The 24,711-nt window shown below is 67.6% G+C and carries 18 protein-coding genes, 1 tRNA gene and 1 pseudogene (1 of these 20 running past the window's edge); 14 read left to right on the forward strand and 6 right to left on the reverse strand.

Annotated elements, in window-relative coordinates:
- The 3 genes and pseudogenes from OV287_RS33345 to OV287_RS33355 all read left to right on the forward strand — a co-directional run.
- Positions 1-6,675 carry the 3' portion of a non-ribosomal peptide synthase/polyketide synthase gene (locus tag OV287_RS33345; protein WP_267538083.1) on the forward strand. 19,593 nt of this gene lie to the left of the window's left edge, so the window shows 6,675 of its 26,268 coding nt (coding positions 19,594-26,268); the start codon falls outside the window, past its left edge; the stop codon is at positions 6,673-6,675.
- Complete coding sequence (locus tag OV287_RS33350) at positions 6,672-8,096, forward strand: MFS transporter (RefSeq protein WP_267538084.1); 1,425 nt, start codon at positions 6,672-6,674, stop codon at positions 8,094-8,096. The genes OV287_RS33345 and OV287_RS33350 overlap by 4 nt, the downstream gene beginning before the upstream one ends.
- 80 nt (positions 8,097-8,176) lie before the next feature.
- Positions 8,177-10,536 (forward strand): annotated as a pseudogene (locus OV287_RS33355) (penicillin acylase family protein).
- 7 nt (positions 10,537-10,543) lie between these two features.
- On the opposite strand, the gene OV287_RS33360 reads toward OV287_RS33355, so the two are convergent.
- Positions 10,544-11,221, reverse strand: a complete 678-nt coding sequence (locus tag OV287_RS33360; protein ID WP_267538085.1) for a sulfotransferase family protein — start codon at positions 11,219-11,221, stop codon at positions 10,544-10,546.
- A 96-nt stretch (positions 11,222-11,317) separates the two neighbouring features.
- On the opposite strand from OV287_RS33360, the gene cysQ reads away from it, so the two are divergent.
- The 10 genes from cysQ to OV287_RS33410 all read left to right on the forward strand — a co-directional run bounded on the left by cysQ (position 11,318) and on the right by OV287_RS33410 (position 18,595).
- Positions 11,318-12,127, forward strand: coding sequence for a 3'(2'),5'-bisphosphate nucleotidase CysQ (gene cysQ, locus OV287_RS33365; RefSeq protein ID WP_267538086.1), 810 nt, complete (start codon positions 11,318-11,320; stop codon positions 12,125-12,127).
- A 165-nt stretch (positions 12,128-12,292) separates the two neighbouring features.
- Positions 12,293-13,813, forward strand: coding sequence for a cyclic nucleotide-binding domain-containing protein (locus OV287_RS33370; protein WP_267538087.1), 1,521 nt, complete (start codon positions 12,293-12,295; stop codon positions 13,811-13,813).
- A 164-nt stretch (positions 13,814-13,977) separates the two neighbouring features.
- On the forward strand, positions 13,978-14,454 hold the full coding sequence (locus OV287_RS33375) for a hypothetical protein (protein ID WP_267538088.1): 477 nt from the start codon (positions 13,978-13,980) through the stop codon (positions 14,452-14,454).
- 238 nt (positions 14,455-14,692) lie between these two features.
- Positions 14,693-15,253, forward strand: coding sequence for a hypothetical protein (locus OV287_RS33380; protein ID WP_267538089.1), 561 nt, complete (start codon positions 14,693-14,695; stop codon positions 15,251-15,253).
- Between the two features lie 54 nt (positions 15,254-15,307).
- Positions 15,308-15,475: a hypothetical protein gene (locus tag OV287_RS33385; protein ID WP_267538090.1), complete on the forward strand. Its 168-nt coding sequence runs from the start codon at positions 15,308-15,310 to the stop codon at positions 15,473-15,475.
- A 51-nt stretch (positions 15,476-15,526) separates the two neighbouring features.
- The gene (locus OV287_RS33390) at positions 15,527-15,793 is read left to right on the forward strand and encodes a hypothetical protein (protein ID WP_267538091.1); all 267 of its coding nucleotides are present in this window, start codon (positions 15,527-15,529) and stop codon (positions 15,791-15,793) included.
- 228 nt (positions 15,794-16,021) lie between these two features.
- Positions 16,022-16,095: transfer RNA gene (locus OV287_RS33395), tRNA-Ile, on the forward strand.
- Between the two features lie 93 nt (positions 16,096-16,188).
- The gene (locus OV287_RS33400) at positions 16,189-18,054 is read left to right on the forward strand and encodes a sensor histidine kinase (RefSeq protein ID WP_267538092.1); all 1,866 of its coding nucleotides are present in this window, start codon (positions 16,189-16,191) and stop codon (positions 18,052-18,054) included.
- 140 nt (positions 18,055-18,194) lie between these two features.
- A complete protein-coding gene (locus tag OV287_RS33405) occupies positions 18,195-18,440 on the forward strand; it encodes a ribbon-helix-helix domain-containing protein (protein WP_267538093.1) in 246 nt (81 codons plus the stop codon).
- Entirely contained in the window at positions 18,437-18,595 is a 159-nt protein-coding gene (locus OV287_RS33410) for a hypothetical protein (protein WP_267538094.1), read from the forward strand. The genes OV287_RS33405 and OV287_RS33410 overlap by 4 nt, the downstream gene beginning before the upstream one ends.
- 152 nt (positions 18,596-18,747) lie before the next feature.
- Here OV287_RS33410 and OV287_RS33415 read toward each other — a convergent pair whose 3' ends face one another.
- The 4 genes from OV287_RS33415 to OV287_RS33430 are packed head-to-tail and all read right to left on the reverse strand — an operon-like array spanning position 18,748 to position 21,663.
- On the reverse strand, positions 18,748-19,782 hold the full coding sequence (locus tag OV287_RS33415; protein ID WP_267538095.1) for a lysylphosphatidylglycerol synthase transmembrane domain-containing protein: 1,035 nt from the start codon (positions 19,780-19,782) through the stop codon (positions 18,748-18,750).
- Between the two features lie 16 nt (positions 19,783-19,798).
- A complete protein-coding gene (locus OV287_RS33420) occupies positions 19,799-20,536 on the reverse strand; it encodes a tyrosine-protein phosphatase (RefSeq protein WP_267538096.1) in 738 nt (245 codons plus the stop codon).
- Entirely contained in the window at positions 20,533-20,745 is a 213-nt protein-coding gene (locus OV287_RS33425; protein ID WP_267538097.1) for a DNA gyrase inhibitor YacG, read from the reverse strand. Before OV287_RS33425 ends, OV287_RS33420 begins: the two co-directional genes overlap by 4 nt.
- 60 nt (positions 20,746-20,805) lie before the next feature.
- On the reverse strand, positions 20,806-21,663 hold the full coding sequence (locus tag OV287_RS33430; protein ID WP_267538098.1) for a PI-PLC domain-containing protein: 858 nt from the start codon (positions 21,661-21,663) through the stop codon (positions 20,806-20,808).
- Between the two features lie 87 nt (positions 21,664-21,750).
- Here OV287_RS33430 and OV287_RS33435 point away from each other — a divergent pair, with 87 nt between their 5' ends.
- Positions 21,751-22,740 (forward strand): NAD(P)H-quinone oxidoreductase, encoded by a 990-nt coding sequence (locus OV287_RS33435; protein ID WP_267538099.1) that lies wholly within the window; start codon positions 21,751-21,753, stop codon positions 22,738-22,740.
- Between the two features lie 21 nt (positions 22,741-22,761).
- Here the strand turns inward: OV287_RS33435 and OV287_RS33440 are convergent, their stop codons facing one another.
- Entirely contained in the window at positions 22,762-24,492 is a 1,731-nt protein-coding gene (locus OV287_RS33440) for a bifunctional metallophosphatase/5'-nucleotidase (RefSeq protein ID WP_267538100.1), read from the reverse strand.
- Positions 24,493-24,711: the final 219 nt, after the last annotated feature.

Genomic DNA, 24,711 nt, shown 5'->3' on the forward strand with positions numbered 1-24,711 from the left:
GGTTGGTCCATGGGCGTGCTCGTTCGCGAGGTAGCAGCCCTCTACACCGCCTTTGCTTCCGGCCAGCAACCGTCCCTGCCGCCCCTGCCCATCCAGTACCCCGACTTCGCTCTCTGGCAGCGCCAGTGGCTCCAGGGTGAGGTCCTCGACTCGCAGCTGCGTTTCTGGAAGCAGCAGCTCTCCGGCGCTCCGGCGCACCTGGAGCTGAGCACCGACAAGCCTCGGCCTCCCGTGCAGACCTTCCGCGGCAGCAGCATTCCCGTCTCTCTGCCCAAGGCCCTTTCCGAGTCTCTCAAATCCCTCTCCACCCGCCTGGGCGTCACCCCCTTCATGACGCTCCTGGCCGGCTTCCAGGTTCTCCTCTCCCGCTACTCTCGCCAGGACGACATCTCCGTCGGCTCTCCCATCGCCGGCCGCCGTAACACCGAGCTCGAAGGCCTCATCGGCTTCTTCATCAACACCCTCGTCCTGCGCTCTCGCCTCTCTCCGGAGGCCTCCTTCCGCGAGCTGCTCCTCCAGGTGCGTGACAGCACCCTGGCCGCCTACGAGCACCAGGACCTGCCCTTCGAGAAGCTCGTCGAGGAGCTTCAGCCTCAGCGCGACCTCAGCCGCCCTCCCCTCTTCCAGGTGATGTTCATCCTGCAGAACGCACCGTCCGAAACGCTGCGACTGCCAGGCCTCACCCTGAATTCGCTGCCTCAGTCGAGCGGCACCGCCAAGTTCGACTGGACTCTGGCGCTCAGCGACACGCCCAACGGCTTCTCGGGTGCTCTCGAGTACAACACCGACCTCTTCGAGCACGACACCGTGGCCAGGGCCATGGAGCACCTGCGTATTCTGCTCGAAGCCGCCGTCTCCAACCCGGAGACGCGCCTCCCCGAGCTGCCCCTTCTCTCCTCGGCTGAGAAGCACAAGCTCCTGGTGGAGTGGAACAACATCCCCCTCGACTACCCGCGCGAGGCCACCCTCCACGAGCTCTTCGAGGCCCAGGTCCTGCGCACCCCTGACGCCGAGGCCCTCGTCGACGGCTCCCGCTCGCTCACCTACGCACAGCTCAACGCACGCGCCAACCAGCTCGCTCACTCCCTGCGCACTCTCGGCGTCACCACCGAGACGCCCGTGGGCATCTGCTCCAGGCGCTCCGCTGACCTCGTCGTCGGTCTGCTCGGCATCCTCAAGGCTGGTGGCCTCTACGTCCCCCTCGACCCCGCCTACCCCCGCGAGCGCCTGGGCTTCATCGTCGAGGACGCTCAACTGCGTTTCCTCGTCGCCCAATCCGAGGTGACTGCAAGCCTGCCTGAGCACTCCGCTCACGTCCTGCTGCTCGACAAGGACTCCGAGTCCCTCTCTCGTGCCAGCACCACCAACCCCTCCCGTGCGGCTTTCAGCAGCAACCTCGCCTACCTCATCTACACCTCCGGCAGCACCGGCCGCCCCAAGGGCGTCTCCATCGAGCACCGCAACGCCGTCTCCTTCCTCTCCTGGGCTCGCACCGTCTTCTCTCCGGAGCTCCTCTCCGGTTTGCTTGCCTCCACCTCCATTGCCTTCGACTTGTCCGTCTTCGAGCTCTTCCTCCCCCTGAGCCTCGGCGGCACCGTCATCCTCGCTGGCAATGCCCTGGAGTTGCCCTCCCTTCCTGCCGCGCAGCGTGTCTCGCTCGTCAACACCGTGCCCTCCGCCATGTCGGAGCTGTTGCGCTCCGGTGGCCTCCCCTCCTCCGTCCGCGTCGTCAACCTCGCCGGTGAGCCCCTGGCCGCATCCCTCGTCCAGCAGCTCTACCAGCAGCCCGGCCTCTCCCTCGTCTACGACCTCTACGGCCCCTCCGAAACCACCACCTACTCCACCTTCACCCTCCGCCACTCCGACAAGCCCCCCACCATCGGCCGTCCCATCTCCGGTACTCAGGTGTACCTGCTCGACGAGCGGCTGCAGCCAGTCCCCACTGGTGTCCCTGGTGAGGTCTTCATCGGCGGCGCCGGCGTCTCCCGCGGCTACCTCGGCCGCCCGGAGCTCACCGCTGAGCGCTTCATCCCCAACCCCTTCAGCGCTGAGCCGGGCGCTCGCATGTACCGCACCGGCGACCTGGCGAAGTACCGCGCTGACGGCAACCTGGAGTACCTCGGCCGCACCGACTTCCAGGTGAAGGTGCGTGGCTTCCGCATCGAGCTGGGTGAAATCGAGTCCGTCCTCGACACCCACCCCGGTGTCCGTCAGGTCGTCGTCGTCGCCCGTGAAGACAGGCCCGGTGACAAGCGTCTGGTGGCCTACCTCACTCCCTCCGGCCCTCAGGCCCCCTCCACCTCGGAGCTTCGCACCCACCTCAAGCAGCACCTGCCCGAGCACATGGTGCCCTCCGTCTTCGTTGTGCTCGAGCAGCTCCCCCTCACCCCCAACGGCAAGATCAACCGCAAGGCCCTTCCCGCTCCGGAGACCAGCAACGACACCGCCGCCGGGTACATCGCCCCGCGCACGCCCACCGAGGAGAAGCTCGCCTCCATCTGGTCCGAGGTCCTCTCCGTGCCCCGAGTGGGTGCCGAAGACAACTTCTTCGAGCTGGGTGGCCACTCCCTGCTCGCTACCCGAGTCCTCTCCCGCCTGCGCACCGCCTTCCAGGTGGAGCTGCCCGTTCGCGCCCTCTTCGAGGCACCCACTCTCTCCGCTCTCGCATTCAAGCTCGACGACGCACACGGCCGGCAGGCTCGGAACGCGCCGCAAGCGATTCCGCTACGCCCCTCGCCGAGCACGGGTGATCTCCCGCTCGCCTTCTCGCAGCAGCGCCTGTGGTTCCTCGATCAGCTCGAGCCCGGCAGCCCCGCCTACAATATTCCTATCGCGCTCAGGCTCTCTGGCCACCTCGACACCGAGGCGCTGCAACGGGCGTTCGAGGCGCTCGTCGCCCGTCACGAGTCCCTGCGCACCACCTTCGCCTCTCGTGACGAACAGCCTGTACAAATCATTGCTCCGACCCTCGCCATGCCGCTCGAGGTGGTCGACCTGAGAGATGTGCCCGCCTCCGAGCGTGAGGCCCAGGCTCACGAGCTGACCCGCCAGGAGGCCCAGCGCCCCTTCGAGCTGGCCCACGGCCCGCTCCTGCGTGCCTCTCTGCTGCGTCTGGCTTCTGACGACCACGTGCTGCTCGTCACCATGCACCACATCGTCTCCGATGGTTGGTCCATGGGCGTGCTCGTTCGCGAGGTAGCAGCCCTCTACACCGCCTTTGCTTCCGGCCAGCAGCCGTCCCTGCCGCCCCTGCCCATCCAGTACGCGGATTTCGCTCTCTGGCAGCGCTCTTGGCTGCAGGGTGAGGCACTCGACTCGCAGCTGCGCTACTGGAAGCAGCAGCTTTCCGGCGCTCCGGCGCACCTGGAGCTGAGCACCGACAAGCCTCGGCCTCCCGTGCAGACGTTCCGCGGCAGCAGCATTCCCGTCTCTCTGCCCAAGGCCCTTTCCGAGTCTCTCAAGTCCCTGTCCACCCGCTTGGGCGTCACCCCCTTCATGACGCTCCTGGCCGGCTTCCAGGTTCTCCTCTCCCGCTACTCTCGCCAGGACGACATCTCCGTCGGCTCTCCCATCGCCGGCCGCCGCAACACCGAGCTCGAGGGGCTCATCGGCTTCTTCATCAACACCCTCGTCCTGCGCTCTCGCCTCTCTCCGGAGGCCTCCTTCCGCGAGCTGCTCCTCCAGGTGCGTGACACCACCCTGGCCGCCTACGAGCACCAGGACCTGCCCTTCGAGAAGCTCGTCGAGGAGCTCCAGCCTCAGCGCGACCTCAGCCGCTCGCCCTTCTTCCAGGTGATGTTCATCCTGCAGAACGCACCGTCCGAGACGCTGCGACTGCCAGGCCTCACCCTGAATTCGCTGCCTCAGTCGAGCGGCACCGCCAAGTTCGACTGGACTCTGGCGCTCAGCGACACGCCCAACGGCTTCTCGGGTGCTCTCGAGTACAACACCGACCTCTTCGAGCACGACACCGTGGCCAGGGCCATGGAGCACCTGCGTATTCTGCTCGAAGCCGCCGTCTCCAACCCGGAGACTCGCCTCTCCGAGCTGCCCCTTCTCTCCGCGGCTGAGAAGCACAAGCTCCTGGTGGAGTGGAACAACATCCCCCTCGACTACCCTCGCGAGGCCACCCTCCACGAGCTCTTCGAGTCCCAGGTCCTGCGCACTCCCGACGCCGAGGCCCTCGTCGACAGCACGCACTCGCTCACCTACGCACAGCTCAACACCCGCGCCAACCAGCTCGCTCACTCCCTGCGCGCTCTCGGCGTCACCACCGAGACGCCCGTGGGCATCTGCTCCAGGCGCTCCGCTGACCTCGTCGTCGGTCTGCTCGGCATCCTCAAGGCTGGTGGCCTCTACGTCCCCCTCGACCCCGCCTACCCCCGCGAGCGCCTGGGCTTCATCGTCGAGGACGCTCAACTGCGTTTCCTCGTCGCCCAATCCGAGGTGACTGCAAGCCTGCCTGAGCACTCCGCTCACGTCCTGCTGCTCGACAAGGACTCCGAGTCCCTCTCTCGTGCCAGCACCACCAACCCCTCCCGTGCGGCTTTCAGCAGCAACCTCGCCTACCTCATCTACACCTCCGGCAGCACCGGCCGCCCCAAGGGCGTCTCCATCGAGCACCGCAACGCCGTCTCCTTCCTCTCCTGGGCTCGCACCGTCTTCTCTCCGGAGCTCCTCTCCGGTTTGCTCGCCTCCACCTCCATTGCCTTCGACTTGTCCGTCTTCGAGCTCTTCCTCCCCTTGAGCCTCGGCGGCACCGTCATCCTCGCTGGCAATGCTCTGGAGTTGCCCTCGCTGCCTGCCGCGCAGCGTGTCTCGCTCGTCAACACCGTGCCCTCCGCCATGTCGGAGCTGTTGCGCTCCGGTGGCCTCCCCTCCTCCGTCCGCGTCGTCAACCTCGCTGGTGAGCCCCTGGCCACCTCTCTCGTCCAGCAGCTCTACCGCCAGCCTGGCCTCTCTCTCGTCTACGACCTCTACGGCCCCTCCGAAACCACCACCTACTCCACCTTCACCCTCCGCCACTCCGACAAGCCCCCCACCATCGGCCGTCCCATCTCCGGCACTCAGCTCTACCTGCTCGACGAGCGGCTCCAGCCAGTGCCCACGGGTGTGCCCGGTGAAGTGTTCATCTCGGGCGCCGGTGTCTCCCGCGGCTACCTCGGCCGCCCGGAGCTCACCGCTGAGAAGTTCATCCCGGACCCGTTCAGCTCCACCCCGGGCGCCCGCATGTACCGCACCGGCGACCTGGCGAAGTACCGCGCCAACGGCAACCTGGAGTACCTCGGCCGCACCGACTTCCAGGTGAAGGTGCGTGGCTTCCGCATCGAGCTGGGTGAAATCGAGTCCGTCCTCGACACCCACCCCGGTGTCCGTCAGGTCGTCGTCGTCGCCCGTGAAGACAGGCCCGGTGACAAGCGTCTGGTGGCCTACCTCACTCCCTCCGGCCCTCAGGCCCCCTCCACCGCAGAGCTTCGCACCCACCTCAAGCAGCACCTGCCCGAGCACATGGTGCCCTCTGTCTTCGTTGTGCTCGAGCAGCTCCCCCTCACCCCCAACGGCAAGATCAACCGCAAGGCCCTTCCCGCTCCGGAGGCCAGCAACGACACAGCCGCCGAGTACATTGCCCCGCGCACGCCCACCGAGGAGCTGCTCGCCCGCATCTGGGCCGAGGTCCTCTCCGTGCCTCGCATCGGCATCCGGGACAACTTCTTCGAGCTGGGTGGCCACTCGCTGCTGGCCACGCGCGTGACGTCCCGCGTGCACCAGGCTCTGGGGCGCCGCCTGAGCGTGCTCACGCTCTTCCAGAATCCGACGGTCGAGCTCCTCGCTGAGGCGCTGCGGCGGTTGCAGGACGATGCGGAGTCCTCGCTCTCGCTGATGAAACTGCGAGAGGGAGAAGCCCACCAGCGGCCCCTGTTCCTCGTCCACCCGGCGGGTGGCGGCGTGATGAGTTACACGGACCTCGTCGGCCACCTCGAGACGGCCCGGCCCATCTACGCGCTGCTCGACCCGGCCCTCCACACGGGTGAGCAGCTCCCGGCGTCCGTGGAGGCGATGGCGCGCCACTACGTCGCGCAGATCCGCGAGGTCCAGCCCCAGGGCCCCTACTCTCTGAGCGGCTGGTCGTTCGGTGGCCTGGTCGCCTACGAGATGGCCAGGCAGCTCCAGGCCGCGGGCGAGACCGTGGAGCTGCTGAGCCTCTTCGACACGCACGCGCCCGGGACGCAGGAGGAGATCGACGAGCTCACCATCCTGGCCGCCTTCTGCGCCAACCTGGGGCTGCCGTGGCAGAGCCTCACGCTGGAGCCGGAGCGCATGCTGCAACTCAGCGCGCGGGAGCGATTGGCCTACGTGCTGGAGAAGGCCAACGCCGGGCTCGAGCTCGAGCAGGCCTGGAGGCTCTTCGAGGTCTTCCAGCGCCATCTCCAGGCGCAAATGAGTTACACGGCCCGTCCCTACGAGGGTTCAGCCGTGCTATTCAAGGCAAGCACGCAACCGGAGGGAGTCGCACCGGATGGCCGACTGGGATGGAGCGCGTTCATCACGGGCACGCTCGACGTCCAGGAAGTCCCGGGCACGCATCACACCATGCTGAACGAGCCCCATGCCGCATCCCTGGCGGAACGACTCACCCAGGTCCTGAACACGCTGACCACCCGGGAGGCAGCATGAGTACCTCCGAACCCCAGGCCACCTCCAACCCGTTGCGCCCCTTCCTGTTCGTCTGGCTCGGGCAGTTCCTCTCCCTGATCGGCTCGGGGCTGACCAGCTTCGCGCTCGGCATCGAGGTGTACAAGCGCACCGGCTCCATCACCAAGCTGTCGCTGGTCACGTTCCTCTCCAGCGCGCCGTACGTGCTGGTGTCTCCGTTCGCCGGCGCGCTGGTGGACCGGTGGAACCGCCGCACGGTGATGTTGATGAGCGATCTGGGCGCGGGCATCTGCTCGTTCCTCATCCTGGGGCTCATCTCCGCGGGCGAAAAGGGCCTGTGGCAGCTCGAGACGTGGCACCTCTACCTGCCCTTCGCCGTGAGCGCGATCTGCAGCGCGTTCCACGGGCCGGCCCTGTCCGCCGCCACGTCGCAGCTCGTGCCCAAGCAGCACCTGGGCCGAGCCAACGGCATGCTCGATCTGGCCGCCGCCTCCAGCCAGGTCGTCGCGCCTGTGCTCGCCGGAGCGCTGGTGGTGCACATCGGGCTGCGGGGCATCCTGCTGATCGACCTGAGCACCTTCCTCATCGCCTTCATGGGCATGCTGATCACCCGCATCCCCTCCTTGACCCGCGCCCAGGAGACCCCTGCCAAGAGCTCGCTGTGGCAGGACATGTCCCACGGCTGGCGCTTCATCCGGACGAGGCCCGGGCTGGTGGGGCTGCTGGTGTCCTCCTCTGTCACCAACGTGGTCATGGGGTTGGTGGTGGTGTTGATCACCCCGCTGGTGCTGAGCTTCGGAAACGAGGCCACGCTGGGGCTCGTCGTGTCCCTCTCCGCCATGGGCATGGTGCTCGGCGGCATCGTGATGAGCATCTGGGGTGGCCCCAAGCGCATGATCCGGGGCGCGCTCAGCTTCAAGCTCATGGCGGCCTTCGTGCTGTTCGGAGGAGCCCTGCCCGCCAGCATGCCCGTCGTCACGCTGTGCGCGGGGCTGTTCCTCTTCACCTTCCCGCTCATGGGCGGCTCCATCCAGACCCTCTGGCAGCGCAAGGTGCCCCATGAGTTGCAGGGGCGCGTCTTCGCCACGAAGCGAATGATCGCCATCGCCGCGTCGCCCGTGGCCTCGCTGATGTCCGGTCCTATCGCGGACCGGTACTTCGAGCCCTGGCTCGCCCCGGGCGGTGCGCTCGCAGACAGCGTGGGCCGGGTGGTGGGAACCGGTACCGGGCGAGGCATCGGCTTCCTGTTCGTCGTGCTGGGACTGGTGATGACGGTCAATGTGATCATCACCTGGCTGAACCCCCGCGTGCGCAACCTCGAGACCGAGCTGCCGGACGCCATCCCGGACAAGCCGGCGAACGTCGCGAGCCTGCCCGAGAACCCCAATCCCGCCGAGGGTGAGCCAGCGCTCCCCGCTGCGTCCGGAGGTGTGAAGTCATGAAGATGCTGAAGCAGGTGTTCCGGCTCCTCCAGATGATGCCGCGGGTGATGGCCGTGGCGGCGCCGGGCATTGGCCCCCGGATGGCCCGAGGCCGCTGGCCGCGCACGCAGGGCACGCTGTCGGCTCCGGGCTTGAACGGACCCGTGGAGATCATCCGCGACACCTGGGGCGTGCCCCACATCTTCGCGAAGGACGAGCATGATCTGTTCTTCGCCCAGGGCTACGTGCAGGCGCAGGACCGGTTCTGGCAGATGGAGTTGGGCCGCCGGATCGCCAATGGCACGCTGGCCAGCATGATGGGTCCGCAGGCGGTGCCCGTGGATCGCGTCATGCGCACCCTGGGGCTGCGGCGGGCCGCCGAGAACGGCTGGGCCCGGGTCCAGGGGGACGCACGCGCCTTCGCGGAGGCCTATGCGGCGGGCGTGAATGCGCGCATCCAGTGCGAGCCCCTGCCGCTCGAGTGCTCCATCTTTGGCGTCACTCCGGAGCCCTGGACGCCGGTGGACTCGCTGGCGCGAACATGCTGGCGTTCGCGCTGGGCGGCAACCACCGGCTGGAGCTGTTCCGCGCCCGGCTGCTGGCGGAGGTGGGCGAGGAGCTCACCGCGATGATCCTCCCCTCGCACGCGCCCAACACGCCCCTCATCGTGCCCCCCGAGGCCATGAACCTCCGGGGCCTGCGCGGCGTGAAGGAGCTGGAGGGCCTGGACAAGGTGGACGCGCTGCTGGGAGACCCGAACATCGTCTCGGGCAGCAACAACTGGGTGGTGCACGGAGACCGCACGGAGAGCGGCAAGCCGCTGCTGGCCAATGACGTGCACATCGGCCTGGGGCTGCCCTCCACCTGGTACGAGAGCGGCCTGCACGGCGGCCGGTTCAACGTGGTGGGCTTCACGCTCCCGGGCGTGCCCATGGTGGTGCTCGGTCACAACGGGCGCATCGCCTGGGGCATGTCCAACCTGGGCCCCGACACCCAGGACTTCTACATCGAGAAGCTGGACGATCCGAAGGCGCCCAAGCGCTACGAGTTCAAGGGCGAGTGGCACGACCTGGAGGTCCTCCGCGAGCAGATTCCCGTCAAGGGTGGCCCGTCGGCGCCGTTGGAGGTGCGCTTCACCCGGCATGGCCCCATCATGAACGAGATTCTCGGGCCCGCGCTGAAGCCCGACGCCGAGCCCCTGGTGCTGCGCTGGGCGTTGCATGAGAGCGCACCGCTGCTCCAGGCGCTCGTCCAGATGAACCTGGCGGGGACCTGGAAGGAGTTCCGCTCGGCGCTCGAGCTGTGGGAGAGCCCCGGCCAGAACTTCGTGTACGCGGACGTGGAGGGCAACATCGGCTACCAGTCCACGGGGAAGATTCCCATCCGCGCCGCGGGGCACACCGGAATGGTGCCGGTGCCGGGCTGGACCGGGGAGTACGAGTGGCAGGGGTGGATTCCCTTCCAGGATCTCCCGGCCACGCTCAACCCGCCCGCGGGCTTCGTCGCCACGGCCAACAACAAGATCACCTCGGACGACTACCCCTACTCGATTGCAACCAACTGGTTCCCGGGGTACCGCGCCCAGCGCATCACGGACCTGCTGGCGGCGGGCAACAAGCACACCGTCGAGGACATGCGCCGCATCCAGGCCGAGACGTACTCGCTGCCGGCCGAGGCCCTGCGGCCCTACCTGCTGGCGGCGGTGAAGCCGGCGGATGCGCTACAGACGCGGGTGCTCGAGGAAGTGAAGTCGTGGGACTTGCGCTTCGAGACGGATCGCATCGGCGCGACGGTGTACCAGACCTGGTACATCACCGTGCTGCGCAAGCTGCTGGGCAACAAGCTCGGCAAGGACCTGGTGGGGCGCTACCTGGCGAGCGACTACGAGCGCCACGGCAGCATGCACATGCCATGGGTCATCGGGCTGATGGAGAAGCCCGACAGCGAGTGGTTCGACGATCCGAAGACGCCCGAGAAGGAGACGCGGGACGACGTGGTGCGCAGCAGCTTCACGGAGGCCATTGCGTGGCTGAGCGAGCGGTACGGGGCGGACCCGGCCGGCTGGACGTGGGGCAAGGTGCACACGGTGACGTTCATCGCGGCCCCGCTGGGGCGGTTGGGCCCGGCGTGGGTGCGGCGCGCGTTCAACACCAAGACGGTGCCCGCGCGTGGCGACAACTACTCGGTGGACGGCTCGTCCTTCCTGTGGAGCCGGCCGTACGAGGTCGTCCACGGCACGGCGCTGCGGATGATCATCGACCTGAATGACTTCTCGAAGTCGGTGGGCATCCACACCCCAGGGCAGAGCGAGCACCTGTACCACCCGCACCGCGACGACATGCTGGACATGAGCCAGAAGGTGGAGTTCCACCCGCTGCTCTTCACGCGGCAGCAGGTGGATGCTCACGCCAAGGGGACGCTGACGCTCCAGCCCGCAAGCGCCATGGCGAAGCAGGGCTGACGGGCCGTCAGGATGGCCGGGGCTTGTGCCAGGGGAGGAGCACGGACTTCAACCGCCCGCGGATCATCTTCTGGAAGTCGGCGGTGTCGTTGAGACGGGGGAAGGGCTTGTCCTTGGGGACCTCCACCCCGAGGAAGCGACACAGGGGCTCCCACCCTTCCTTCACCTCGTAGACGAGCAGTCGCTCCGCGGGGACGTGCTTCTTCACGTCCTCGATGTGCCGGTTGTAGACCTCGATGGCGAACTGCTTGTCGCCGAACCGGCCCTTGAAGGTGCCGTCCCAGATGATGTCGTCGACCGTGCGAGCCATCCGCCGCAGGTGAGGGACGGCATACCGGATGACGTTGAAGGGAAACGCGCGCAGGCCACTGTAGATGGTGTTGTACGCGCTCTCGTACCACTTCTCCGGATCCCTCACGCTGAGCAGCACTTTCGCGTCGGGGAAGGCCACCATCAATTCCTTGTAGAAGGTACACCCGGGCCAATCCACCGTCGCCTCATATCCCTGAAACAGCCGCTTCCAGTCGACCGGCCTGCCCGCGACCGCATCCGCCCAGTGGTCCACGTGTGACGGATTATTGGCGAGCTCCGTCATGTGGTAGCAGCGCCTCAACCCGAGCTCCTCGAGTGCGGCCTGGAGGGACTTCGTGCCCGTGCGTCCGAATCCCGCGCCAATCAATCTCATGGTCTGTCTCCGTGAGCCAGGAAGGTCAGGACCGGCCATAAACCACTTCCCCGCTCGGGGGGAAACGGGAGATCCTCGCACGGAGAGGAATGGCTCATGACGAAGACAGATGAAGCACTGGTGTCGGCCGTGTGCGAGTTGGCGCGTGAGGCGGGGCGGGCCACGCTCCAGTTCTATGGAGGTGATGTCTCCGTCGAGCGCAAGGGAGATGACTCCCCGCTGACGGCCGCGGACAAGGCCTCGCACACCCTCATCGTCGAGGCCCTGCGGCGGCTGACGCCCGACATCCCGGTGCTCTCCGAGGAGTCCAGCGAGATGGATGTGGCCGAGCGGCGCAAGTGGAGCACCTTCTGGCTGGTGGATCCGCTCGACGGCACCAAGGAGTTCATCAAGGGCACGGGCGAGTTCACCGTGAACATCGCCCTCGTCTCCGGCTCCGAGCCCGTGCTGGGCGTGGTGCACGTGCCCGTCACGGGAGTCACCTACTGGGGCCGCAAGGGAGCGGGCGCCTTCATGGCCCACTCCGGCCAGGCGCCGGTGGCCATCCGCACGCGGCCCGCCAACCTGGAGCGGCTCGTCATCGTGGCGAGCAAGGACCACGCGGGCCCGCAGGTGGAGGCGCTGCTGAAGCGGCTCACCACGGCGAGCACCGCCAACATGGGCAGCTCCCTCAAGTTCTGCCTCGTCGCCGAGGGCAAGGCGGACTTCTACCCGCGGCTCCAGCCCACCAGCGAGTGGGACACCGCGGCGGCCCAGTGCGTCCTGGAGGCCGCGGGCGGTGCGGTGACGGACACCTCGGGCCGGCCGCTGGCCTACAACAAGGAGCAGATCCTCAACCCGTCCTTCCTCGCCTTCGGCGACCCCCGCCAGGACTGGCTTGCCCTGCTCGAGGGACGAAGTGCGTAGCCGCCGCGGTGCTCGCTCGCGTGCTGGCCCTGCTGCCCACCAAGTCCGTGTGACGGTGCGCCCCCTGACTGGTCGCGCCGTCACGCTGCCATAACGGCACCACAGCAGAGTGCTTCGTGTCAGGGCGCAACCCCCCACGACACGACGCCCTGGGTCGAGGCAGCCATGTCCCGCATCACGAGCACCGAGGTCATTCTCCCCCAATCCCTGTCCACCGAGGCGCGGCGCCAGCTCACCGATTCCCTCTACGCCGTCCACCAGCAGATCTTCGACGGCGTGGACCGGGAGTCCTTCGGCCGCTACGTGGTCGAGTCCAGGGCCGAGCACACGTGGCTCCTCCTTCACAAGAACGAGGAGGGAGAGCTCGTCGGCTACTTCGCGCTGCACCTCTTCGAGAAGCAGCTCAGCGGAGAGCCCCTGGCAGTGTTCCGCGCGGAAGCGGGCTCGCTGCGCGCCTACCGGGGTGGCAACGTCAACGCGCGCTTCTGGCTGGAGCGGTTGGTGCGCTATGTGCTGAAGCACCCGGGCCGGCGCGTGGTCTACATGGGCTCGCTGGTGCACCCGTCCAGCTATTCGCTGCTTGCCAGGCTCTGTGGCGAGCTGTGGCCACGGCGCGAACAGGAGACCCCACCCGGGCTCCAGGCCTTCATGGACGCGCTGGCCACGGAGTTCGGCCTGGAGAAGGTGAACCCGGACTGGCCACTCGTGCGGCGGGTGGGCTGGCGCACGCGCGAGTCGGAGATGGAGAGCGACTATTGGGCCCACTGCGACAAACCCGAGGTGCGCTACTTCCTCCAAGCCAATCCGGGATATGGCGAGGGGCACGGACTGGTGACGGTGGTGCCCATCACCCTCAAGAACCTGCGGAGCATCGCGCGGTCCCTGCTGGAGCGGCGGCTGAGCCGAGCCGTGGAGAGGCTGATGGCCCTGGTGCAGCGCACGCGGCTCGGGGCCCTCATGCACTCCACCCAGCGGGTCCAGCAGTTGCGCCAGGTGCCGTTCCTCGCCCACCTCGACGAGGCCACCCTGCGCGGTCTGGCCGGGCGAACGGAGCGCCTCGTGCTGCCCGCGGGCCGGTACGTCTTCCACGCGGGGAGCTCTTGCGACGAGCTGTACCTGCTGGAGCGCGGCGCGGTCTACGTGCTGACCGGGGAGGCCCAGGGGGAGAAGCTCGTGGACGAGCTCGGCATTGGTGCCGTGTTCGGGGAGTACGCCCTGCTCACGGGCGCGCGCCGCTCCGCCTCCATCCGCACGGCGACGGACTCGACACTGGTACGCATTCCTCGTTCGGCGCTCCTGCCGCTGCTGGAGAAGGATGGCCATCTGCGGGAGGCGATGTGGAAGATGCTCGCCGAGCGGCGCTTCGATGACCTGGCGCGCGGACTCGACCGTTACGGGCACCTCGGGCGCAAGGGCCGGCTTGGTCTGCTCCGGCACGGAGAGCACCGCCAGCTGGCGCCGCAGGAGTTGCAGACACTGGAGGCGGGCTCCCAACTGTTCGTGCTGTCTGGAATGGTGGAGTTCGAGATCGAGGGACTGATGATGACCCAGCGCGGATTCACGCTCCTGGAGGCTCGGCAGCCACTCCGGGTGAAGGCCCGAGAGACCACGCGGCTCGTCATCCTGAAGCAAGAGGTGACACGGGATGACGTGGAGGACGCGACCCTGCACCTCGCAGCGGCGTAGTACGGCTGAGAAGTCCTATGCCTCACCTGAAACCCGGTTGGTTGGCCAGTAGACGCTTGGACGTGTTGATAACCCCACGCAGACAGGAATTAATGCCTCACCTGGATTGAGGGCTTTGGCGGTTCAGTCCAGAGATCGCATGGCAACCCACCGTGGGAGGGCTCATGCGCCTCTTGGGACCTGATAGGGCGGGCAACTTGTCTACCCCGTTCATGGCGGTCGTCTTCGCCGTGGTGCTGGGATCGGGGTGCGCATCCACGGATGCGTACAGGTACAGCTCGGGTGCATTCGCCTTGACTGGAGCGGAGTGCAACCAGACGGACAGCACCGTCACCTGCTGCCTCAAGCAACACCCCGGCCAGTACGAGTTGTGCGGTGCAACGCCTCCGGCGCAATCGGAACCCATCAACGTGGGCCCGCCGGGGCTCGGCTCGCTGGAAACGGCGGAGCAGGGAGAGAGCAGGGACGAGAAGCGAAAAAGATGCCTCCCCGACTACGTTGCGTGCGTCGACAAGATCGGACTGAAGCCGGGCAGCGTTTCGGGCACCACTCAGTGCAAGGACTGCTACGACTACTGCGAGCGACACGGGTTCTGGCCCTTGAGCATGAACAAGAAGCCGTGCCCAGGGGCAGATCGATGACACCTTCCCGTGAATCCTTCTGGCGGCAAGTTGCCACGGAGTCATGCCTCCGGGTGCGTCACGCCGTCGAGGCTCACGCTCCCGGCTTCGCCTTCTGCATCCCCCTGCATGAGGGTGAAGGTGCCCGGGAACTTCCTTCATCTACCGCATCCACGACGCGACGCTTCTTGCGCGATTGCAACCTTACTGCTGAAGTTGGAGGGATGTTCCTACTGCCAAAGTCGCAGGCAGGTGTGCCATGAGTTCCTCGCGGGAGTTGTTCTGGCAGTGGATCATCAAGGAGCGCCACGATGCCTTCATGGCCTTCGGCCCGGGCTCCGAGGGAGTTCCCCTCAAGACGGCGGAGTTCAAATACCTGGCCCTCCAGAAGAATCTACTAGAGGGAGCGCGGACGGACTGGGAGCGGCAGCACATCAAACGGCTGATCGCCCATGACATTCTGACCGTCTCGTACCTCTGGGCGCACACCTGGGCGGAGTACGAACGGGCGCTGCGCCGCGTGCAGCGGCTCGGCTATCCGAGCTTGGAGTACCGGATGCACGCCGCCTGCGAAACCCTGGAGTGGGCGGCCAACCGTGACCCCACCAAGGCTCCGCTGGGCTGGGCATTGGTGGCAGAAGCGGAGCGTCGGCTACGACGCCTGCGCCGTAGGCATCACGTACGGAAACAGGCCCTGGCCGCTATCGCCAGCGTCAAGCAGCGGGTCACCCGGAAGGGGCTCACGCCACCTACACCGCCCCCATCTACGGGAACGTCACGCCGCCGAGGTTCACGCCCCCGACTCCGCCTCATGGCTTGAAGGGTCATCATGGCCCAAGGAATCCAACGAGCAGCCCTGTCCGGGATCGCGAACGTGCGACGGACGCGAAGAGAGCGCGGGCTGGCACGCGGGCGGGAGAAGGACCAGCTCCTCGTGAAGCTGTTGAAGGCCGACGCCCCCTACGAGGAGCTCAAGCGCGCATTGCTGGAACTGGAGAAACGGTGGTTGCGCGAGGCGAAGACCGAGGTTGAACGTCAGTAGACCCGGCGCAGCATCGCGGAGGAGTTCGTCTCTCAGGCGTACTCGTTCGACATGCCGTGGGAGGAGTTCGGCCAGTGGCTTCGCCGTGTCCAGCGGCTCGGATTCTCCAACCTCGCGCTGCGCGTCCACAACGCCTGCCTCTACGTGCAATCGATCCACCTCTTCCCCCGCCGAGCCCGGGAGGCATGGGAGATGATGGAGGACTCGGAGCGGAGGGTCCTGCGCATCCGCAAGGAGCACTTCCTCCGAAAGGAGAGCCTGAACGCCATTGCCCACGCGAGGACGGTGGCAACGGTGGGCAGGCCCACTTCCCGATGAAAGGGAACTGTGCTGCGAATTCCACGGCGAGCGGCGGCCCAAAATAGAAGGACAGCTTATGGACACCGACTTGAGTCTTCTGGGACTAGAGGCGACACGGATCGGTGTTCCACTCTCAAGGTAAGCGAAGGGCCTCGGCTGGCCGCCTTCAGGACAGCCAGACTCACTTCGGCTCACCTATCCTCTTGCAGTGGGGCGCGGGTCCCGCTATGAGAGGCACCACTTTTTGGCCAGGTAGCTCACCTGGTTAGAGCGGCGGTCTCATAATCCGCAGGTAGTCGGTTCAAGTCCGACCCTGGCCAAGGCCCCGTCTCCGGGTTTACTCGGAGACGGGGCTTTTTTTCTGTCCGCTATTCCGGTGAGCTCTGGCGAATGCGGGGGGTCGCTTCTCGTCCATGCCGTCCGAATCCGATTCCCAGCCCGCGGCCCCCGGCCATGAGACGCCGCACCTCAATGAGGAGCGTCTGCGCCTGGCCGTCGAGGCCACCGGCCTGGGGACATGGGACTTCGACCCCCTCGCGGGCACCCTGCTCTGGGACGAGCGCTGCAAGGCCCTCTTCGGCCTGCCCCCAGACGCCCCCGTGGATTACGACGCCTTCCTCGCCCTGCTCCACCCCGAGGACCGCGAGCGCGTGCATCAGGCGATGCAATGGAGCCTGACGCCCGCCAGCAACGGCACCTTCCGGATCGACTACCGGTCCGTAGACCCTCGCGACGGCAGCGTCCGGTGGCTCTCCGCCAACGGCCGGGCCTTCTTCGATGCCAGCGGCCGGGCGGTGCGATTCATCGGCACCGTGCTCGACGTCACCGAGCGGGTCCTCGAGCGCGAGGCCGCCGAGCGCGAGAAGCTCCGGGTCACCACCCTCCTGGAGAGCATCTCCGAGGCCTTCGAGGCCTTCGATCGGGACTGGCGCTTCATCTACGTCAACCGCGAGACCGAGCGGCTCGTGGGAATGTCTCGCGAGCAGCTGCTGGGCCGCAGCCACTGGGAGGTCTACCCCGACACCGTGGGCACCTCCCTGGAGCACCACTTCCGCCGTGCGGCCTCCGAGCGCATCCCGATCGCCTTCGAGAACCACTACCTCCCCTGGGACCGCTGGTTCGAGGTTCGCATCTACCCCTCCGAGGAAGGAGTCGCCGTCTTCTTCCAGGACGTCACCGAGCGCAAACGCCGAGATGAGGAGCGCGAACGGCTCCTGCTCGAGCAGACCCACCTGCGTGAACAAGCCGAGCGGGCCCTGCGCGAGCGACAACGCGCAGTGGAGGTGCTGGAGCACGGCGAGGCACTCGTCGTCGTCGACAAGGACTTCCGCATCCTCCTGGTGAACGAGAACCAGGAGCGCCTCTCCCAGACGCGACGCGAGGACACGCTCGGCCGCATCCTCTGGGAGGTGTTCCCCTCCATCGCGGCCCCTGAGTCCACCTACTGGCGCGAGTTCCACCGTGTGGTGGAACAGAAGGTGTCCGTGAGCTTCGAGGAGTACTACGCACCGCTGGACCTCTGGGTGGGCATGAGCGGCTACCCCACCAGCGAGGGCGGACTGGCCGTCTTCTTCCGGGATGTCTCCGAGCACAAGCGCGCCGAGCAGTTCCGCGAGCGGCTGATGGGCATTGTCAGTCATGATCTACGCAGCCCGCTCCACGGCATCTCCCTCACCACCGAGCTGCTGCTGCGCCGCGAGGACCTCGCCGAGCCCGTGCTCGCGGGCATCCAGCGCATCACCCGGAACACCGAGCGCATGTCGCGGATGATCACGGATCTGCTCGACTTCACCCGCGCCCGGCTCGGCGGCGGCATCCCCCTGCAGCGTCAGCCCGGCGATCTGGTGGAGTGGGTGCGCGCCACGCTCGAGGAGCTCGAGGTGCTCCACCCTGGCCGCGTCGTGCTCTCCCATGAGCCAGGCTCGTACACCGGGGAGTGGGACCCGGACCGGCTCGCTCAGGTCGTCTGCAACCTCGTGAACAACGCGCTCCACCATGGGGCCAGCCACACGCCTGTGCACGTAGCCCTGAGCCAGGACGGTCCCACGCTCGTCCTCACGGTGCACAACCAGGGGACGCCCATCCCCGAGCCGCTGCTGCCCCATGTCTTCGATCCCTTCCGCCGCGCCGCAAGCGGCTCTCGCCAGGGATTGGGACTGGGCCTCTACATCGTGCAGCAGCTCCTCCTCGCCCACGGCGGCTCCATCACCGTGAGCTCCCACGCGGACTCGGGCACCACCTTCACCGTGCGCCTGCCCCGCGGCTCCCAGTTGCCCTGACGCGCGCCAGCCGCCCCCGCTCCACCCTCGTCAAGCATTCGTTCTCCGCGGGTGGTTTTTTTGACGGCCTCCTCGCCTGCCCCCCTAATGCCGCCCACAGGCCAGTAGTGGTCTGTAGCAGCCCCGAGGAGGTAGTTCCGATGCAGGATGCCAGCGCCAGCCCGATGAGCTCCGAGGCCACCACTCCGGCCTCCGCCGACTCGAACGGCCCCGATGCCTCCGAGTCCGTGGTCTCCACCCACGTCCTCGTCCCCATCGAGCAGGTCCACAAGCTGCGCGAGCTCGCCCGCCGCACCCGCATCCACCAGAGCGAGTACCTCCGCGAGGCCGTCGAGGATCTGCTCTCCAAGTACAGCCGCCAGGCCGACTCCGGAGGCGATCAGTGAGGACGGCCCTGCCCCTCCAGAATCGCACCCCGGCCCTCTCCCGCGAGAAGGCTCCGCTCCCTGCCGACACTCGGGGCTTCGGCACCCGCGGCTCCTCCGAGCGCCCTCCCTCCATCCGCGACGCCATCATCCGCTGGCTCAACGAAGAGCTGTGACGGAGACGCAGTCGGGCGGACAGGGGTGAACCCGGGGACCAGATACCCTCACCCCGTCCCTCTCCCGAAGGGAGAGGGGTTGGTGGCTTGAGGTTGGTGCCTGGGGTTGATGCCGGGGGTTGGTGATTGAGGTTGCTGGCGGGGGGTGTTGCTCAGGCAGACGGCATGGTGGCCTGCTGCCCCTCCTTGTCCAGCTTGCCCGCCAGCTCCTTGAAGGACAGGTGCCCCAGCGACATCAGCACCAGCCCAAAGCCAATCTGCTGCACCGTCTGGCACAGCCACAGCACGTTCGCGTACGCCATCCCGTCCCCGTTCACCACCGAGGCCGGCAGGAACAGCGACAGCCCCACGCTGATCGCCGCCTGGAACGTCCCCACCATCCCCGGCGCCGCCGGAATCATCACCCCCACCACCAGCACCGACATCACCACGTACGCCTGGAACAGCGTCAGGCTCATCGGGCCGAACGCCCTCGACAGCACCGCCATCCCCGCCCCGTTCAGCCCCCAGTACACCACCGTGTAGACGAAGAAGCCCACCATCTGGCGTCGATCCGGCAACTGCCTCATCGCCCCCACGAAGCTGTCCACGACGTCCGCCACCTTGTCCGCCACCCCCGGCACCACCCGCCCCACCGTGGACCTCACCAGCCCCACCGCGGTCGCCTGGTGCTTCAGCGCGAACAGCAGGAACGTCAGCAAGCCGCCGAACCCCGCGAACATCAGGTTCGCCCCCAGCTTCACGTAGCGGACCTCGGGCACATCCGCCTTCACGAACAAGAGCGACACCCACATCAGCACCGCGATCGCCATGCCGTCGGTGATGCGCTCGAGCACCACCGACGTCATCGCCGCGCTCCGGCGGATGGTGCTGCGCTGTGCGATGAGCAACGGCCGCGCGAACTCGCCCAGCCGGAACGGCAGCACCAGCAGCATCATGAAGCCGATGCCCGACGCCTCATTCAGCTTGCGGAACGGCACCCGCTCCATCCCCGACAACAGACACCCCCAGCGCAGCGTCCGCGCCAGGTGCACCAGGGTCAGCATGACGAAGTACGGCAACACCCACAGGTAGTTGGCCGACTTCAGACTGCTCATCTGCGAGTTCCAATCCGTATTCCGGAAGGCCCACCAGGAGCAGACGAGGGTAACGAGCAGGCTGGCGATCAGCTTGACGGCGCGGTTCACGTGCGCCCGTATATCGTCACCCCACCCCGGATTCCAGCGATTCCCCCGCTAGCATGCTGCTGGGCGAGGTGGCCATCAGCCGCGTGAAGGCCCGCTCCCCCACCCTGCTCCGCAGCTCCCCCAGTGCCTTCCCCACCCACTCCCGCGCACCCACCGGCCCATGCAGGTCCGTGGCCCCCAGGGCGTACAACCCCTCTTCCAGGAAGGTTCGTGCCAGCTTCCTCGCCGTCCCCCCGTACCTCCCCGTCAGCGCTCCCACATCCAGCTGCAGCAGCGCCCCCGCTCGCACCGCCTCCGCCGCCCGGCCCGGACGCTCGAACTCCAGGCTCCGCTCGGGATGCGCCAGCACCGGCGTCACCCCCTTGAGGCGGATGCGGAAGAGGATGTCCGTCAGCGCCGGCACCGGCGAGGTGTAGGGCAGCTCCACCAGCACATACCTCCCCGCCCCCAGCAGCCGCGCCTCCGGCGTCCCCAGGGTCCGTACGAAGGCGTCGTCCAGGAAGTTCTCCGCGTTCGTCCCCAGCGCCAGCTTCACCCCGGCCCGCGCCAGCGCCTCGCGCAGCTCCGCCAGCCGCTCCTCCACCGTCTGCCGCGAGTGTGAGGGGTACTCGGGACGCGCGTGCGGGCTGGGGGCCACCGTGGTGAAGCCCAGGTCCACCAGCGCCCGCGCCATCTCCACCGCGTCCTCCACCGTGCGCGCCCCGTCATCCACCCCCGGCACCAGGTGGCAGTGCAGGTCGCACAGCCCGCTCACGCGTCGCCGCCGCGCTCAGGATGCTGATCGGCCGGGAGCTCGTCCTCCTGCTCGTCCGCCTGCCGATCCGGCACCCGATACTCCTCTCCCAGCCAGCGCCCCAGGTCCACCATGCGGCAGCGCTTGGAGCAGAACGGATACGCCGGGTTCTCGGCTCGCGGGGCGACCGGCTTCCGGCACACGAAACACTCTCGGGCAGTCGTAGACACGACGTACTCATAAGCCTCGAAGCCCGCTGGGGCCAGCGCGTTCTCAGCCCCCCTCGCCGCCTAGGGTGCTCCCTCCAGGAACGTGTCCAGGCCCTGGAGATCATCAGCCCCGAGGAAGTCCACCCCGTACTCCAGCGCCACCCGCCACGCATCCGGGTGGTTCGGCGCCCCGAAGAAGCGGACCTTGCGCCCCTGGGCATGGGCGTTCTCGATGATGCAGGCCAGGCGCGCGCGCTGCGACTCGTCGAGCTGCCCGGTGCCCGAGGCATCCAGGTAGTCGCTCCACTTCAGCGCGTAGTAGCCCCAGGCCCCGTCCGCCGGCGGATCCTCCGGCGAGTAGTCGTTGCTGTCCCGTATCGCCCGGCGTTGGGCATAGCGGCTCACGAAGTCCTCCTTGCCCTGAGCGTCTCCCGTCAGCACCACCGTGACGGGGCCCGGGTGCTCCTTGTCACCGTCGATGCGCGTGAGCATCGGGTACTTCTCCAGCACCGAGTGCAGGGTGTCTACGAGCTCCCGGCTCCCTTGCTTGAGGTCGATCCACAGGGTGAAGGGCACGCCATCACCGTGCACCGAGCCCAGCTCGTCGACCCGCGCCTGGAGCGGCTCCAGGTAGAGCTGCTCCAACGAGCGCTTGGGATCCCAGGGCAGATTGAGGTGCGAGACCGCGAGCTTCCCATCGTTCAGGTAGAGGTCCGCCTCGACGCTGTAGAAACGGTGGCCGAGCGCATCGAGGAGCGGGCGCTCGTGCTCATAGTCATTGTGCGCATGCGAGCGGACGTGATGGCCAGCCACCGGATGGCGCTGTGCCGCGACAGGCGAGGCCACCTGCCCCTCTCGGCAGGCCGGAGACTGGGCACACCCGAGCCCCCCGCACGTGGCGAGGCCTAGAAGGACGGCAGCGAGTTTCCGCGCGGACATGATGAACACCTCGAGGAGTTTGCGGGTGGGACTCGCGAGCATCCGTGCTTGACTGCCCCGGTTCAACGACCTCCCAGGTGCCCTCCCATGCAGGTCCTCCGCATCACCCGTCCCGGCGGCCCCGAGGTGCTCGACTTCGAGGAGCGCCCCGCTCCTACTCCCGGCGCCTCAGACCTCCTCGTGCGCGTCCATGCCACCGCCCTCAACCGCGCCGATCTGCTCCAGGTCCGCGGCAACTACCCCGCGCCTCCGGGCGTCCCCGCCGATGTCCCCGGCCTCGAGTACGCCGGAGAGGTCCTCGCCACCGGTCCGCTCGCCCGCCGCTTCAAGCCCGGGGATCGTGTGATGGGACTCGTGGGCGGAGGAGCCTTCGCCGAGCAGCTCGTCACCCATGAGCGCGAGGCCCTCCCCGTCCCGGAGAACCTCGACCTCGCCCACGCCGCCGCGCTCCCCGAGGCCTATCTCACCGCCTTCGACGCACTCGTGCTCCAGGGCGGCCTGCGTATGGGCGAGTCCGTGCTCATCCACGCCGTCGCCAGCGGCGTGGGCTCCGCCGCCGCGCAGATCTGCCGCGCCCTCGGTGCCCGAGTCATCGGCACGGGACGCAATGCGGAGAAGCTCTCCCAGGCCTCCTCCTGGGGCGTGGAGAAGACGGTGCTGTGTGAGGACTCGCCTCCTCGCTTCGCGGAGGCCGTCCGGGAAGCCACCGGCGGGCGCGGCGTGGACCTGGCGTTGGATCTCGTCGGCGGGGATTACGTCCCCGAGACGCTCCGGGCCATGGCCCCCCAGGGTCGCGTCCTCCTCGTGGGCCTCGTGGCCGGACGGCAGGCCTCTGTCGAGCTGGACGTCCTCCTCACCCGACGGCTGCACGTCACCGGCACCGTGCTCCGCAGCCGCCCCCTCGAGGAGAAGATGGCGCTCGCCCAGGCCGCCGAGCGGAGCCTGGTTCCCTTGTTCCGCGCTGGGACCCTCACGCCCGTCGTTGATGCCGTGTACCCCATGCGCGAGGCCCGCGAGGCACTCTCACGCATGGCCCGCAACGAGACCGTGGGCAAGCTCGTGCTCCGCTGGGAGTGAGCGGGGCGAAGGCGTCTACGTTCAGCGTGAGTTGGAGGGGGTGGAATCCGCCATGGGCTCCGGGCAGTGGTCTGCCCCGTTCAGCTCGGTGATCCGCCCCTCCTTCCTTGGCGCGATGCCATTGGACTCCTTCCGGAGTCCCTCCCGGAGGAGTTCCTTCAGGTCTCTCCCACACGTGAGCGGGTAGCCCTTCCGCCCTCCCGGCTCCTCCAGCTTCTTCATGATGCGCTCGAGCGTCATGAGCACGTACGTCTTGTCCTCGTCGAGAGGAGAGAATCCGCTGCGTACGTCGCCCACCTCCACCGAGGTGACACGTCGGTTGGGCAGCCGCTCGCGCGTGAAGGTGAACCTCAAGCCCGACACCTGCATGAATCGGCCTTCTCCCGGGTTGCCCGACACGGAGTACTCCAGCAGCTTCTTGACGTCCGAGCCCTTCACCTCCGCCCGGCACACGGGCGCCGCGAAGCCCAGCGTCCGCTCCAGGAACTCACCGCTCAGCTCGCCATCCACCGAATCATCGAGCCGGATCAGCCCCCCATTCACCGCCCCGAGCGTGCTCTCCCCAGGCCCCGTGGGACCCGCCTCGGCGCGCATCAGGTCCGTCAGGTAGTTGCCGAAGTTCGTCTCCACGTTGCGGATGCACTGCTCTCGCGCTTCCAGCGGAACCTGGGCCCTGCCAATGGCCTCGCTATAGCCAGGGAGCTTCGCCTCTAGCTCCTTCAGGCTCGGCGTCCAGACGCTCGCGTTGTAGTCGCCGCTCGTCTCGAAGGCCTCCGTCAGGGGAATCATCTCCGCTCGCAGGGCCGGTGCCCCCTCTCCGTCCCGGCCAAAGACGAGCCGCCACACGCGGACCGCGTTCGCGTCCCCCTTCGTCACCAGCCCGAGCTCCTGGCTGTACATGCACGTGTGCTCGTGCCCTCCCGCAATCCACAGCAGCTTCGGGTGCCTCCGCTGCAGCTCCCGGAGCAGCGGCACATCGTCCGTCATCCGCAAGTGCGTGAGGCCAATGAGGACCTCCGCACCTCGCCGCTCCAGTTCCTCGAGGCGCTTGCTGGCGGCCTCGCTGTACCCCTCGGGCACTCGCGCGAAGTCCTTGCCCTTCGGCCCGTCCTCGATCGTGAGGGCGAAGATGCCCACCTTCATCCCCCCCATCTGTACGAGCGCGTCCTTCTCCAGCTTGTCCGCGACCCCCGAGGCCTCCCCTGTGAGCTCCAGGTTGGAGGCGATCCACCGGAACTCCGACCTCTCGAGCGCCTCCACCAGCGGACCCGCTCCCTCGTCGAACTCGTGGTTGCCTGGGACTGCCAGCAGTTCCCCTCGCGTCGACTCCTCTCCGCCCTTCAACTCGCGATCCAGGTAGTTGAGCGCGTCCACCATCATCCTCCCCCCGAAGAGCTCGCCCTCCAGCGACGGGAAGAGGAAGTCACCCGCGTGCATGATGAACACGGGCTTGCCCTCCGCCCGCGTCTTCTCCACCAGCGCCGCCACCCGGCTCAACCCTCCCGCCCGGCCTCCTCGCACCGGGCCAATCCGGTAGATGTCGTTGAGCTGGATGACAGTGAACTCGGGGGTGAAGCCCGGCGGCGCCGGCAACTCCAGGCGATCGGCTGGACACCCGTTGATGAGCTTCTTCAGCCCCGGTGCAGCCAGGACTGCCTTCGCGCCCCCTCCCGGGGTCGCACAACTCGTCGCGAGGAGCAGCAACAGCAGGAGTCCCAGAGGGGACCAGGCAGGACGCGGGCCGTGGCGCATGGGCGCCAGATTGGCAGGAGTGTAGGGCGGCCGCTACCTACCTCGGCCACTGGGTGAGCGGGCAAACAGTGGGTTCACTACGGGGTTCAACCCGAGGTTCTCGATACCCTCACCCCATCCCTCTCCCGGAGGGCGAGGGGAGGGTGCACAGAGGTGAGCACCCAAGTGGGGGTTGCGAGTGGAGACACCGCCGCTACCCAGCCGCTGTCCACCCAAGGC

It is taken from the genome of Archangium lansingense (assembly GCF_026626635.1).
Taxonomy (GTDB): Bacteria; Myxococcota; Myxococcia; order Myxococcales; family Myxococcaceae; genus Archangium; species Archangium lansingense.